The sequence below is a fragment of the Actinosynnema sp. NPDC091369 genome, from assembly GCF_044757065.1.
GTDB lineage: Bacteria > Actinomycetota > Actinomycetes > Mycobacteriales > Pseudonocardiaceae > Actinosynnema.
On record NZ_JBIVUG010000001.1, the window covers coordinates 733,742 to 747,250 of the forward strand.

Consider the following 13,509-nt stretch of genomic DNA (forward strand, 5'->3'; position numbering starts at 1 on the left):
GTACCGATCCGTCAGGACGTCTCCGCCACCGGCTTGGCGGGCAACCTGGTCCGCCGCGCGAGCAGCGGCAGCACGGCGCCGCGCACCCGGTCGGCGACCTCGTCCTCGGTGCCGTCGGCGTCGACCACGACGTAGCGCTCCGGGTCGGCCGAGGCCATGTCGGTCAGCAGCTTCTGCACCCGCCAGTGGTGCTCGACGGTGTCCAGCGTGCCACCGGAGGCCCGCACCTGCGACGGTGTCCGGTCCAGCAGCACGGTCATGTCCGGCCGCAGCCGCCCGGTGGCCCAGTCGACCAGGCCCTCGACCTCGCGCGGCTCCACGCTCCCCGCCGCGCTGAAGTGCGCCAGCGGGCTGTCCACGTACCGCTCCATGACGACCAGGGCGCCGTTGTCCAGCGCGGGCCGCACCTCGCGCTCCACCACGTCGGCCCGCACGGCGGCGGCCACCAGCGCGTGCGCCCGCACGCCCGCCAGGTCGGCGGTGGACAGCAGGTTGCGCAGCCGCTGCTCGTCGAGGTCCGGGTCGGAGGCCAGCACGACCTCGCGGCCGCTCTCGCGCAACGCCTCGGCCAGCCGCCTGGCCTGCACGGACGTGTCCTGCCGGGTGTCGCCCTCGACCGCGATCAGCACCCCGCCGGTGCGCCGGGCCCGGCCGCGCAGCGCGGCGAGCAGGTCGGACAGGAACGGCTCGGACCGCCGGTTGTCCATCTGCCGGTAGGCGATCAGCCCGAGCAGCGCGGCGATCACGCCCGCGCCGAACATCACCGGACGCGTGCCGTCCACCACCATCGGGTGGCCGAAGACCGTGATCGTGCGCTTCTGGACGAGCGTGACCAGCAGCGGTGCGGCGGCGGACGACGCGAACAGCACCACCTTGAGCAGCGACTGGAGCAGCGCCACGGTCCGGCCGCGCATCGCGTCCTCGACCTGCGAGCCGACGATGGTCAGGCCGGTGAGGAACGCCATGCCCGCCGACGCGCCGACGCACGCCACCGCGACCAGCGCCACCCACAGGTGCGGCGCGAACGCCACGAACAGCAGGCTCAGACCCGCGACGAGGATCGTCACGCCGAACAGCCGGTCGTAGGGCAGCCGCCGGGCCATCCGCGGCGCGGTCGCCATGCCCAGTGCCAGGCCCGCGAACACGGCCACGAACAGCAGGCCGAACGTCGAGTCGCCGCCCAGCAGCGACAGCGAGTAGGGGGTGGCCGTGCCGATCACCGCGCCGGCCGCGGCGAACGCGCCGATCATGCCGATGACCAGGCCGCGGACCAGCGGCGTGCGGGCGGCGTACTTCATGCCGTCGCGCAGCATGGCGAAGAAGCCGGGCGCCTCGCCGTTCTCGCGGGTGCGCTTGACCGCCGCGATCCGGCCGGACAGCTCCGGGATGCGGGTGGCCACGATGATGGCCGAGGTCACGTACAGCGCGCCGTTGACCATGACCGCGATGGTCGCGATGCGGAACTCGAGGTCGCTGTTCTGCAGGCCGAGGTAACCGGGGATGCCGGAGATGATCGAGTACAGGCCCGCGCCGGAGATGACCGAGATGCCGTAGGTCATCACCAGGCCGAGCTGGTTGGCCGTCTCCACCTGGTCGGGCCGGCGCAGCAGGTTGGGCACGGCCGAGTCCTTGGCCGGGATCCACAGCATCGCGCAGCAGCCGACCAGGAAGTTCGCGATGAACAGCCACCAGGCCGTGCCGACCAGCGCGATGGAGATGAACAGGCCGCCGCGCAGCAGGTCGCAGACCACCATGATCTTGCGGCGGTCGAACCGGTCCGCGAGCACGCCGCCGAGCGGCGCGAACAGGATGCCGGGCAGCAGCTGGGTCAGCACCACGAGGCTGAGCGAGAAGCTCTGCCACTGGTAGCTGTCCATCATCTTGGTGACCAGGCCCGTCAAGGCCAACAATGACAGCCAGTCACCGACGCTGCACAGATAGGTGACACCCCAGAGCCTGCGGAACGGCCGGATCGCCAACACGCTGCGAATCCGGTGGCTGGTCGAGGCCGCTGTGCCGCCGTCTTGGATGGTGCTCACCCCCGCCGATGGTGCAGGCAGTCAGGGTAGCCGGACCGATTCACCCGCCTGACCACATCCGCCGTTCGGGTGACCGAAGCGAGATCATCGCAGTAGGTCGGCCACTGCCTCGATGATCTCACGCACCACGTTGAACAGCAGCCCGCCCAGCGCGGCGAGCACGACCAGGCACCCGATCAGCCCGCCCTTGCCCTTCTTCGGCCCCGGCGGCGCGGTCGGCGACACGACCGGCTCCGGTGCCGGACGAGGTGCCGGCTGCGCGCGGGGCTCCCGCACGGCGGGCTGCCCCTGGACGTGCTGGACGGGCCGGGGTCGGTCCGGCGGTCGAGCCGTCGTCCGGGGCGGCGGACCGCGTTCCGGGTCGGGTGTGGGGGGCGGCACCGAGACCGGAATCACCCGTTCGGGTGACCGGTAGGGCTGCTCGCCGGTCACCAGCCCCGCGAGCGGGTCCGGGAACAACAGCGGGGGCGGGGGCGGCTGCGTCCCGTCGTGGCTGGACCGACCGGCGTTCGAGTCGTCCACCGCCCCGCCTCCCCTAGCTCTTCGACTTCGCCGGGGCCTTCTTGCGCGCGGGCGCCTTCTTGGCCGCCGGGGCCTTCTTCTTCGTCGTCGGCCCCTTGGCCCGCTTCTCGGCCAGCAGCTCGGCCGCCCGCTCGTCGGACAGGCCCTCGACGCTGTCGGACTTGCGCAGCGACGCGTTGGTCTCGCCGTCGGTCACGTACGGGCCGAACCGGCCCTCCTTGACCACCATCGGCTTGCCCGAGACCGGGTCCGCGCCCAGCTCCTTCAACGGCGGCGCCGCGGCGGCCCGGCCCCGCTTCTTCGGCTCGGCGTAGATCTTCAGCGCCTCGTCGAGGGTGACCGTGAACAGCTGGTCCTCGCTGGTCAGCGACCGCGAGTCGGTGCCCTTCTTCAGGTAGGGCCCGTACCGGCCGTTCTGCGCGGTGATCTCCGCGCCGGTCTCCGGGTCCTTGCCGACCACGCGCGGCAGCGAGAGCAGCTTGAGCGCGTCGTCCAGCGTCACCGTGTCCAGCGACATCGACTTGAACAGCGAGCCGGTGCGCGGCTTCGGCGCCTTCTTCGCGCCCTCGGCCGCCTCGGGCAGCACCTCGGTCACGTACGGGCCGAACCGGCCCTCCTTGGCCACGATCTCGTGCCCGGTGACCGGGTCGTTGCCCAGCGAACGGCCCTCCTGCGGCGTCGCGAACAGCTTCTCCGCGATGTCGCGGTTCAGCTCGTCCGGCGGCAGGTCGTCGGGCAGGTTCGCCCGCTGCGCGCCGACCGCGCCGTCCGGGCCCTCGACCTCGCGCTCCAGGTACGGCCCGTAGCGGCCGACCCGCACGTAAACCGTGCGGCCCTCCGCGTCGGGGAACAGCGGGATCGAGTTGACCTCGCGGGCGTCGATCTCCTCGACGCTCGACCCGACCAGCTTCTTCAACCCGCCGGACCGGCCGACCGACGACTCGGGGCCGACGTTGCCGCCGAAGTAGAACCCGGACAGCCACGTGGTGCGCTCCTGGCGGCCCGCGGCGATGCCGTCGAGCTCGTCCTCCAGCGCGGCGGTGAAGTCGTAGTCGACCAGCCGGCCGAAGTGCTGCTCCAGCAGCCCGACCACGGCGAACGCCACCCACGACGGGACCAGGGCGGAGCCCTTCTTCCACACGTAGCCGCGGTCCTGGACGGTGCTGATGATCGAGGCGTAGGTGGAGGGCCGGCCGATGCCCAGCTCCTCCATCGTCTTGATCAGGCTCGCCTCGGTGAAGCGGGGCGGCGGGCTGGTCGAGTGGCCGTCCGCGGACAGCTCGGCGGCCAGCAGCGACTGGTCCTTGACCAGCTGCGGCAGGCGCGACTCGGCGTCGTCGGACTCGCCGCCCGCCTCCGAGTCGACCGTCTCCACGTAAGCCTTGAGGAAGCCCGCGAAGGTGATCGTGCGGCCGGAGGCGGCGAACGTGACGTCCTCGCCGCCCGCGGTCGTCCCGGAGATGCGGACCGAGGTCGTGTTGCCCCGCGCGTCGGCCATCTGCGAGGCGATCGTGCGCTGCCAGATCAGCTCGTAGAGCTTGAACTCGTCGGACTCCAGCTCGCGGGCAACCTGGCCGGGCGTGCGGAACACCTCGCCGGCCGGGCGGATGGCCTCGTGGGCCTCCTGCGCGTTCTTGACCTTGCGGGTGTACTGGCGCGGCTCCTTGGACACGAACTGCGAGCCGTACAGCTCCGTGGCCTGCGCCCGTGCCGCCGCGATCGCGGTCTCCGACAGCGTCGTGCTGTCGGTGCGCATGTAGGTGATGTAGCCGTTCTCGTACAGCTTCTGCGCGGTGCGCATGGTGCGGTCCGCGGAGAAGCGCAGCTTGCGGCCCGCCTCCTGCTGCAACGTCGAGGTCATGAACGGCGCGTACGGCTTGCGCGTGTACGGCTTCTCCTCCACCGAGGAGACCGTCATCGTGGCGTTGACCAGGCCGTCCGCGATGGCCCTGGCCTGCGCCTCGTCCAGCACGCGGACCTCGGAACCGGCCTTGAGCCTGCCGTCGGAGCCGAAGTCGCGGCCCGCGGCCAGGCGGGTGCCGTCGACCGCGATCAGCCGGGCTCCGAACGTGCGCGGCGCGGCGTCCTCGCCCGCGTCCATGGTCGCCGAGACGTCCCAGTACGAGGCGGTGACGAACTTCATCCGCTCGCGCTCGCGCTCGACCACGATCCGGGTCGCCACGGACTGCACCCGGCCCGCCGAGAGCTTCGGCATGACCTTCTTCCACAGCACCGGGCTGACCTCGTAGCCGTAGAGGCGGTCGAGGATGCGGCGGGTCTCCTGGGCGTCGACCAGGTCCTGGTCCAGGTCGCGCGGGTTCGCGGCGGCGGCGAGGATCGCGGGCTCGGTGATCTCGTGGAACACCATCCGCCGGACCGGGACCTTCGGCTTCAGCGTGTCCAGCAGGTGCCAGGCGATGGCCTCGCCCTCGCGGTCGCCGTCTGTCGCCAGGTAGAGCTCGTCGACGTCCTTGAGCAGCTCTTTCAGCTCGGCGACGGTCGACTTCTTGTCCGGCGTGACGACGTAGAGCGGCTCGAAGCCGTGGTCCACGTCCACGCCGAGCCGGGCCCACGACATGCCCTTGTACTTGGCGGGCACGTCGGCCGCGCCGCGGGGCAGGTCCCTGATGTGCCCCTTGGATGACTCCACGACGAAGTCGTTGCCGAGGTAGGACGCGATCTTCCGCGCCTTCGCGGGCGACTCGACGATCACCAACCGCCGGTTGCCGCTCGCTGATCCCCCGTTTGTCTTCCTCGCCCGTGTCGATCCAGCCACGCCGTCCCGCTCTCTTCGAACACTGTGTCCCGACCCGCCAGTGTGCACTGTCCTTTGTCGCCGCTGGGCAGCCCTGGTCGGGACAGGGTGACACAACTGTGCCGGATCCTCCGCCAACCCGACGCGCTACGCGGCCGGCCAGGTGCGTTCGGCGACGCCCCGCGGGGCCCGTCCGACCAGCTCGGCGAGCCGTTCGAGCCGCCGTCTGCCCGTGACGCGCAGCGCCGGCCCGCCGGCTTTCCCGGTCAAGAGTGTCGAGGGCAGGCCCGACGTGGCCAATGCTTTTCGCAACGGTTCGTGCGTGTCGGGCGCCTCGGGGTCCAGGCCGAGCAGGTACCCCGACCCGGACTCGACCCACCGGCCGGACGCGAGCGCCCACAGCCGCAGGGCCGCGCCGTCGAGGGTGAAGTCGGGTGGCACGACCTTGCGGTCGCCGTCGAGCCACCGGGCCGCCAGCCCGGCCAGGTCGGTGCGGAAAGCCGTCACGACCTGCCACGACTCGGCGACCTCGGGCTCCGGCTGGTCCACCTCGGGCTCGGCCGCTTCGGGTCCGGCTCCGTCGGGTCCGGCTGCCTCGGCCGGTGCTCCGGCGTCCGGTTCGGCGTCCGGTTCGACCGCGGCGGGTCGGGTCCGGCCCGATCCGATGACCACCGGCGCGAAGCCGTCCGGCTCGTCGTCGACCGGGTCGTCGATCACGTCGTCCAGGTGCTCGTCCGCGGTGAAATCGTCCGCGGTGAGGTCGTCGGAGACCGCCTCGAGCCCGACGGGCTCCTCGGCCACCGCGGGCTCGTCAGGGGCGGGGTCGTCCCCGTTGGCGGCCTCGACCTCCACCGGTGCCCTGACCAGCTCGAACCGCGCCTGCACGCCCCGCTCGGCCAGCGCCGCCACCACCGCGGCGGCGCGGTCCCGGGTGTCGAGGGCGACCGACACCCGGGCCGCACGTCCGCGGGCGAAGCCCAGCGCCCGGCCGGGCCCGCACAGCAGGCCCGCCAGGTCGCCGACGCAAGGCTGCCTCGCCTCGGCCGAGTAGAAGGACAGTTGCCCCACGAAGACGCAGCGTAGAACACACGTTCGACCACGGCCAGTCTCCGAAGGGCTGAACCACCCACCCCATCGACCACACGAGTCCCAGCGGTGTCAGCCGCCCAGGCTCTTCAGCGTGTCGGCCATGGCCACGCACTCCGGCGCCTGCTTGAACGCCTCGCCCAGCTTCGGGTCGTCCTGGAGCTTCTTGATCTGCTCCTGGAGCTTGGACGGGTCGGCCTGGTCGCCGCCCAGCTGCTCCAGCTTGGTGGCGAACTCCGGGTCGGCCGGGTCCAGCGCGGCCAGCTCGGTGTTGACCTCGTTCAGCGTCTTGCCCGAGTCGGTGAAGAACTTGACCAGCTCGTCGTGCAGCTCCTGGCTCTCGGCCGACGGCGCACCGAGGTCGTCCAGCTTCTCGCCCGCCTCGGTGAGCGACTTGCCCGCCTTGGAGCTGTAGTCGAGCAGCGCGGCCTTCTGCACGGCCGGGTCCTCCGCGCCGCCCTCGAACATCGTCTTGAGCAGGGTCATCACGCCCTCGATCGTGGGCCCGATGCCCGCGCAGAACGTGCCGGTCCACTTCACCGGGTCGGCGTTGGCCGCCGCGGTGGTGGTCGTGGTGGTGGCAGACGAACCGCCGGTCGAGGACGACGAAGCGCCACCGCCGCCGCACGCCGCCGTGACCAGGACAGCGGCGAACGCGCCGGCCAGCGCGACACGGTGCTTCACAGGAATACCCCCCAAATCGGTGAAAAAGGTGAGGGGGCAACCTACTACGAGGTCGGTGTGGCGGACTCCGACGGCCTCAGCGTCCGCAGGTCCTGGCAGGCCGACGCCTTCTCGGCCGCCGCGGACAGCTCCGGTGACGCCTCCAGCTGCTTCAGCGGCGCCACGAAGTCATCCAGCCGGGTGATGGCCTCGCCGGCGGCCTGCAACCCGCCCACCGGGTCGTTGGCATCCGCCGCCTCGATGGCCGCCTTGGCGTCGGTGAAGTTCTTCGCGATGTCGGTGAACGTCACCGCCATCTGCTCCACCTGCTGGTCGCCGCCCGCCACCGGCGACGGGCCGACCTCGCGCAGCTGGGCCGCGGTCCGGGCGAACGCGTCGGCCATCTGGCCCATGTACGCGCCCATGTCGGCCTTGAGCTTGGCCGGGTCGTTCGCGTCGAGCTGCGGCGGGGTCTTCGGCACCGTGGCGAACGACGCCGCCGCCGTGCACACCTTGTCCATGTACGCCACCGCGGCGGTGTCGGACGGAGCGGCGGAGGACGACGTGGGCGCGGCGGAGTCACCCCCGGACCCGCACCCGGCGACCGCCACGACCAGGGCGGTCGCGCCGACCAGCGGAAGAAGTCTCATCAGGTGCTCCCCACCGTTCTGCGCGACGTGGAACCCGGCTGCGTCCACCCGGGTGACACCGAACAGTGTGCCCCCATCCGGGCGCGCCCACCCGGCCCGCCCACCACGTGCGAGGGCGGGGCGCCTCCGACCGAGGCGCCCCGCCCTACGAACCACGCGTCACGCGGAGGTCGTCGCCTCCGCCGGGGCGTCGGCGATCGCCGTGCCGCGCCGCTTGGACACGACCACGGCCGCCACGATGACCACCGCCGCCACGATCGCGATGGCGTACCGGATGCCGGCCGACTCGCCCGCGCCGACGGTGAAGCCGACGATGGCGGGCGCGATCAGCACCGAGACCAGGTTCATCACCTTGATCAGCGGGTTGATGGCCGGGCCCGCGGTGTCCTTGAACGGGTCGCCGACCGTGTCGCCGATGACGGTCGCGGCGTGGGCGTCGGAGCCCTTGCCGCCGTGGTTGCCGTCCTCGACCAGCTTCTTCGCGTTGTCCCAGGCGCCACCGGAGTTGGCCAGGAACACCGCCATCAGCGTGCCGGTCGCGATCGCGCCGGCCAGGTACCCGGCCAGCGGGCCGACGCCGAGGCCGAAGCCGACCGCGATCGGGGCCAGCACCGCCAGCAGGCCGGGGGTGGCCAGCTCGCGCAGCGAGTCCTTCGTGCAGATGTCGACGACCTTGCCGTACTCCGGCTTGACCGTGCCGTCCATGATGCCGGGGTTCTCGCGGAACTGGCGGCGCACCTCGAACACGATCGCGCCCGCCGCGCGCGTCACCGCGTTGACCGCGAGACCGGAGAACATGAACACCACGGCCGCGCCGATCAGCACGCCGACCAGCACGTTCGGGCTGAACACCACGTTGCTGAACGACACCGGCACCTCGCCCAGGCCCACCTGGACGTCCCGCAGCGCCTGGTCGATGGCGTCCTTGTAGGAGCCGAACAGCGCGGTCGCCGCGAGCACCGCGGTGGCGATCGCGATGCCCTTGGTGATCGCCTTGGTCGTGTTGCCGACCGCGTCGAGCTCGGTGAGGATCTGCGCGCCCTCGCCGTCCACGTCGCCGGACATCTCGGCGATGCCCTGCGCGTTGTCGGAGACCGGGCCGAAGGTGTCCATGGCCACGATGACGCCGACCGTGGTCAGCAGGCCGCAGCCGGCCAGCGCGACCGCGAACAGCGACACGACGACCGAACCGGACAGCAGGAACGCGCCGTAGACCGCGCCGCCGATGACCAGCGCGGTGTAGACCGCCGACTCGAAGCCGACCGAGATGCCCGACAGGATGACGGTCGCCGCGCCGGTGAGCGAGGTGCGGCCGACCTCCTTGACCGGCTTGTGCTCGGTGCCGGTGAAGTAGCCGGTCAGCCACAGGATGACGCCCGCCAGCACGATGCCGATGATCACCGCGACGGCGGCGATCAGGGCCGGGTTGCCGGAGGTGCCCGCGATCTCCTCGGACACGCCCGCGAGGCCCGCGAACGAGCTGGGCAGGAAGACGAACGCCGCCACCGTGCACAGCACGGCCGAGATCACCGCCGAGATGTAGAACGAGCGGTTGATCGCGGTGAGGCCGTTCTCGCCGGTGCGGGCGCTGGTGATGTAGACGCCGATGACCGCCGTGAGCACGCCGATCGCGGGCACGATCAGCGGGAACAGCAGGCCCTTCGCGCCGAACGCGGCCGTGCCGAGGATCAGCGACGCCACCAGGGTGACGGCGTAGGACTCGAACAGGTCCGCCGCCATACCGGCGCAGTCGCCGACGTTGTCGCCCACGTTGTCGGCGATGGTCGCGGCGTTGCGCGGGTCGTCCTCGGGGATGCCCTGCTCGACCTTGCCGACCAGGTCCGCGCCGACGTCGGCGGCCTTGGTGAAGATGCCGCCGCCGACCCGCATGAACATGGCGAGCAGGGCCGCGCCGAAGCCGAAGCCCTCCAGCACGCGCGGCGCCTGGCCCACGTAGACGAACACGACCAGGGCCGCGCCGAACAGGCCGAGGCCGACGGTGAACATGCCGACCACGCCGCCGGTGCGGAACGCGATCCGCATGGCCTTCTCCCGGCCACCCGCCTCCTTGGCGGCGGCGGCGACGCGCACGTTCGCGCGGGTCGACAGCCACATGCCGAGGTAGCCGATGATGGCGGAGAAGCCGGCGCCGACGAGGAAGAACAGCGACCTGCCGATCCGCTCGCCGATGTCCTCGGCGGGAAGCGCGAACAGCAGCACGAACACGACGACGACGAAGATGCCGAGCGTTCGGAACTGCCGGTTGAGGTAGGCCGCTGCGCCCTCTTGGACCGCCTTGGCGATGTCCTGCATCTTGGAGGTGCCCTGGCCCGCGGCCAGCACCTCCCGGAGCAGCACGTAGCCCACGGCCAGGGCAGCCAGGGCGACCACGGCGACCACGGCCACGAGGCCGCGATCACCTCCGGAGAGCTCTAGGCCCTCCGCGAGGAATTGCCGGGACATCCGTCCTCCTGGTGAGTTTTCCAAGCCCAATGTCAGGGCCATCCCGCTGATGTGAGGCGGGTCACTCACGCGACTGTCAGCCCCGACACAACGTGATGCACCCCTCATTGGATGCGATAGCGGCGGAGTCTATTCATAGTGCGCAAGGAGGCAACGACGAGTCCCGATCCGTACACACACCGTTATCTGCACAGGCAGGGTCGGGATGTCGGCCGGGTGTGCGAAGCTGCGCTTCGTGGCGAACCAGGGACGACGTTTGCTGGACCGGGTCCTCGCCGGGGTGCCGGCCGGCGAATCGCCGTTGACGCACACCGAAGAGCAGCCCGCGCGTCCCGCCCAGCCCGTCCCGTGGCCGTCGTGGGCGCCGGAACCGGTGGTGTCCGCGCTGGTGGAGCGGGGTGTGGCGCAACCGTGGCGGCACCAGGCGGAAGCGGCGACGCACGCGTGGTCCGGATCACACGTAGTGGTGGCGACGGGTACCGCTTCGGGGAAATCGCTGGCGTACCAATTGCCGGTGTTGAGCGCGTTGACAGTTGATCCGCGGGCAACGGCGCTGTACCTGTCGCCGACCAAGGCGCTGGGCGCGGACCAGTTGAGATCGGTCACCGGTTTGGGCGTGTCGGGTGTGCGCGCCGCGTCGTTCGACGGCGACACCCCCATGGCGGAACGCGATTGGGTGCGCGCGCACGCCAACTGGGTGTTCAGCAACCCCGACATGCTGCACCGGGGCGTGCTGCCCCACCACGCCCGGTGGATCAGGTTCCTCCGTCGGCTGTCGTACGTGGTGGTCGACGAGTGCCACACCTACCGGGGTGTGTTCGGCTCGCACGTGGCGTTGTTGCTGCGGCGGTTGCGGCGGGTGGCGCAGCGGTACGGCGCGGACCCGGTGTTCGTGCTGGCGTCGGCGACGGTGGCCGACCCGGCGGCTTCGGCTTCGGCGCTGCTCGGCGCGGACGTGGTGGCGGTGACGGAGGACGGGTCGCCGCGCGCGGGGCGGACGGTGGCGCTGTGGGAGCCGCCGCTGCTGGACGACCTCGAAGGCGAGAACGGCGCGCCGGTGCGGCGGTCGGCGGGCGCGGAGACCGCGCGCATCCTGGCCGACCTGGTGGTGGAGGGTGCGCGGTCGTTGGCGTTCGTCCGGTCGCGGGTGGGCGCGGAGCTGACCGCGCTGGGCGCGCGGCGGGTGCTGGCGGAGGTCGACCCGTCGTTGGCGTCGCGGGTGGCCGCCTACCGGGGCGGGTACCTGCCCGAGGAGCGGCGGGCGCTGGAGCGGGCCGTGTCGTCGGGCGAGCTGCTGGGCGTGGCCACGACGAACGCGTTGGAGCTGGGCGTCGACATCGTCGGGCTGGACGCGGTGGTGGTGGCCGGGTTCCCGGGCACGCTGGCGTCGTTCTGGCAGCAGGCCGGGCGGGCGGGGCGGACCGGGGACTCCGACGCCCTGGTCGTGTTCGTGGCGCGGGACGACCCGTTGGACACCTACCTGGTGCACAACCCGTCGGCGGTGCTGGAGAAGCCGGTCGAGGCGACCGTGCTGGACCCGACGAACCCGTACGTGCTGGAGCCGCAGCTGGCGTGCGCGGCGGCCGAGCTGCCGCTGACGCCGGAGTCGCTGGCCTCGTTCGGCGGTGAGGCGGCGCTGGCGGTGGTGGAGGACATGACCGCGCGGCGGGTGCTGCGGCGGCGGCCGAACGGCTGGTACTGGACCTCGCACGACCGGCCGCACGGCGACGTGGACATCCGCGGGTCGGGTGGCGAGCAGGTCGTGGTGGTGGAGGCCGACTCGGGGCGGATGCTCGGCACGGTCGACCCCGGCTCGGCGTGCTGGCAGGTGCACTCCGGCGCGGTGTACCTGCACCAGGGCGAGTCGTACGTGGTGGACGAGCTCGACCTCGACGCGGGGCTGGCGATGGTGCACGCGGAGAAGCCGGACTGGACGACGACGGCCCGTGACACCAAGGACATCTCGGTGGTGCGGGTGCTGGAGAAGCGCGAGTACGACGGGGTGACGGTGTGCCTGGGCGAGGTGGAGGTGACCTCGCAGGTCGTCGGCTACCTGCGCAAGCTGCCGTCCGGCCAGGTGATCGACTCGGTGCCGTTGTCGCTGCCCGCGCAGACGCTGGTGACGCGGGCGGTCTGGTACACGGTGTCGGCCGAGTTGCTGGGCACGGCCTCCGGCCCCGGGTCATCGGGTGCCGGCTCGGGTGCGGGGTCGTCGAATGGAGGGTCGTCGGGCAGTGCGCCGGGGGGCGCCGGTCTGACTCCGGCGCGCGTCCCCGGCGCACTGCATGCCGCCGAACACGCGGCGATCGGCCTGCTACCGCTCTTCGCGACCTGTGACCGCTGGGACATCGGCGGAGTCTCGACCGCACTGCACCAGGACACCGGGGAGGCGACGGTGTTCGTGCACGACGGTCATCCCGGGGGAGCCGGGTTCGCCGACCGCGGGTTCAACGCGGTAGTCCCGTGGTTGGTCGCTACTAGGGAGGCCATCGCGGCTTGCGCGTGTCCGGCCGGGTGCCCGTCCTGCGTGCAGTCGCCGAAGTGCGGGAATGGCAACGATCCGCTGGACAAGGCGGGCGGTGTGGCCGTGCTGGACGTCGTGCTCGGGGTGGTCGGGGAGAGACACCACGACGTCCGGCACGGCCACGTCGGTCACGACCGGTCGGCCGCGACCAGGCTGTAGTCGGAGGTGCGCTCGGCCGCCTGCACCAAGGCGTCGCGCACCACGTCCACGTGCGGCAGGCGCCACGCGCAGATCTGGGGCTTGACCCGCCAGTGCACGACGCCGACCTGGCCGGGGCTCGGGGGCAGCGGGACGTGCTCGCCCTGGCCGTAGTGCTTGACCTCCGGGTGGGCGACCGGCGTGCCGCCGGAGGCGACCAGGAACATCCAGCGGCCCTCGGGGGTGGCCACGATCGGCACCGGGATGCCGGCGGCGCGCAGCTCGACGGCGGCCCGGCGGCCGAGGTCGGCGCCCACCTCGACGGCGTCCACGCCGTGGCCGGTGGCGAGCAGGATGCTGTAGGAGTGACCCGCCCACCAGGTGGCGACCTGCTCCGCCTTCGTGCCGATGCGCTCCTGCCAGTCGTGGTGCACCGGGACCGGACCGCTGTCCTCGACGCCGTCGCGCCCGGCCCACCGGTCGCCCGCCGGATAGGTGCCCGGCAGCACAGGCCACCCGTGCCACGCGAGGTTGACCGCCTCTGCGCGCAGCTCGATGCGGAAGGCCCCGCGCCAGCTATCCGACCACTCCATCTTTCGTTCGCCTCCTGCGTCCTGCGTCCACGACACCGTGTCGCGTGTTGTTCGACACCGTGTCGGTGCCACCACT

The 13,509-nt window shown here is 71.9% G+C and carries 9 protein-coding genes; 1 reads left to right on the forward strand and 8 read right to left on the reverse strand.

What is annotated here, in order from left to right:
* Nucleotides 1–11: 11 nt before the first annotated feature.
* From ACIQMJ_RS03570 to ACIQMJ_RS03600, 7 genes are all read right to left on the reverse strand, one after another.
* On the reverse strand, nt 12–2,039 hold the full coding sequence (locus ACIQMJ_RS03570; RefSeq protein WP_499759423.1) for a bifunctional MFS transporter/dTMP kinase: 2,028 nt from the start codon (nt 2,037–2,039) through the stop codon (nt 12–14).
* Between the two features lie 84 nt (nt 2,040–2,123).
* Nucleotides 2,124–2,561 carry a hypothetical protein gene (locus ACIQMJ_RS03575; RefSeq protein WP_499759424.1) on the reverse strand — a complete coding sequence of 146 codons (438 nt, stop codon included), beginning with the start codon at nt 2,559–2,561 and terminating at the stop codon, nt 2,124–2,126.
* A 13-nt stretch (nt 2,562–2,574) separates the two neighbouring features.
* On the reverse strand, nt 2,575–5,337 hold the full coding sequence (gene topA / locus ACIQMJ_RS03580) for a type I DNA topoisomerase (RefSeq protein ID WP_499759425.1): 2,763 nt from the start codon (nt 5,335–5,337) through the stop codon (nt 2,575–2,577).
* Nucleotides 5,338–5,463: 126 nt separating this feature from the next.
* The gene (locus ACIQMJ_RS03585; RefSeq protein ID WP_499759426.1) at nt 5,464–6,384 is read right to left on the reverse strand and encodes a hypothetical protein; all 921 of its coding nucleotides are present in this window, start codon (nt 6,382–6,384) and stop codon (nt 5,464–5,466) included.
* 90 nt (nt 6,385–6,474) lie between these two features.
* On the reverse strand, nt 6,475–7,086 hold the full coding sequence (locus ACIQMJ_RS03590; RefSeq protein WP_499759427.1) for a hypothetical protein: 612 nt from the start codon (nt 7,084–7,086) through the stop codon (nt 6,475–6,477).
* A 44-nt stretch (nt 7,087–7,130) separates the two neighbouring features.
* Complete coding sequence (locus ACIQMJ_RS03595) at nt 7,131–7,715, reverse strand: hypothetical protein (protein WP_499759428.1); 585 nt, start codon at nt 7,713–7,715, stop codon at nt 7,131–7,133.
* Between the two features lie 159 nt (nt 7,716–7,874).
* Nucleotides 7,875–10,178, reverse strand: coding sequence for a sodium-translocating pyrophosphatase (locus tag ACIQMJ_RS03600; RefSeq protein ID WP_499759429.1), 2,304 nt, complete (start codon nt 10,176–10,178; stop codon nt 7,875–7,877).
* Nucleotides 10,179–10,383: 205 nt separating this feature from the next.
* Here ACIQMJ_RS03600 and ACIQMJ_RS03605 point away from each other — a divergent pair, with 205 nt between their 5' ends.
* Nucleotides 10,384–12,861, forward strand: a complete 2,478-nt coding sequence (locus tag ACIQMJ_RS03605) for a DEAD/DEAH box helicase (RefSeq protein WP_499759430.1) — start codon at nt 10,384–10,386, stop codon at nt 12,859–12,861.
* On the opposite strand, the gene ACIQMJ_RS03610 is transcribed toward ACIQMJ_RS03605, so the two are convergent.
* Nucleotides 12,831–13,433 (reverse strand): bifunctional DNA primase/polymerase, encoded by a 603-nt coding sequence (locus ACIQMJ_RS03610; RefSeq protein ID WP_499759431.1) that lies wholly within the window; start codon nt 13,431–13,433, stop codon nt 12,831–12,833. The two genes, ACIQMJ_RS03605 and ACIQMJ_RS03610, sit on opposite strands and share 31 nt — an antisense overlap.
* Nucleotides 13,434–13,509: the final 76 nt, after the last annotated feature.

Bases quoted from the DNA above. Each gene is read 5' to 3' on its own strand.
- ACIQMJ_RS03595 (WP_499759428.1), bottom strand. From the start codon at position 7,715: ATGAGACTTCTTCCGCTGGTCGGCGCGACCGCCCTGGTCGTGGCGGTC.
- ACIQMJ_RS03600 (WP_499759429.1), bottom strand. From the start codon at position 10,178: ATGTCCCGGCAATTCCTCGCGGAGGGCCTAGAGCTCTCCGGAGGTGAT.
- ACIQMJ_RS03605 (WP_499759430.1), top strand. From the start codon at position 10,384: ATGTCGGCCGGGTGTGCGAAGCTGCGCTTCGTGGCGAACCAGGGACGA.
- ACIQMJ_RS03610 (WP_499759431.1), bottom strand. From the start codon at position 13,433: ATGGAGTGGTCGGATAGCTGGCGCGGGGCCTTCCGCATCGAGCTGCGC.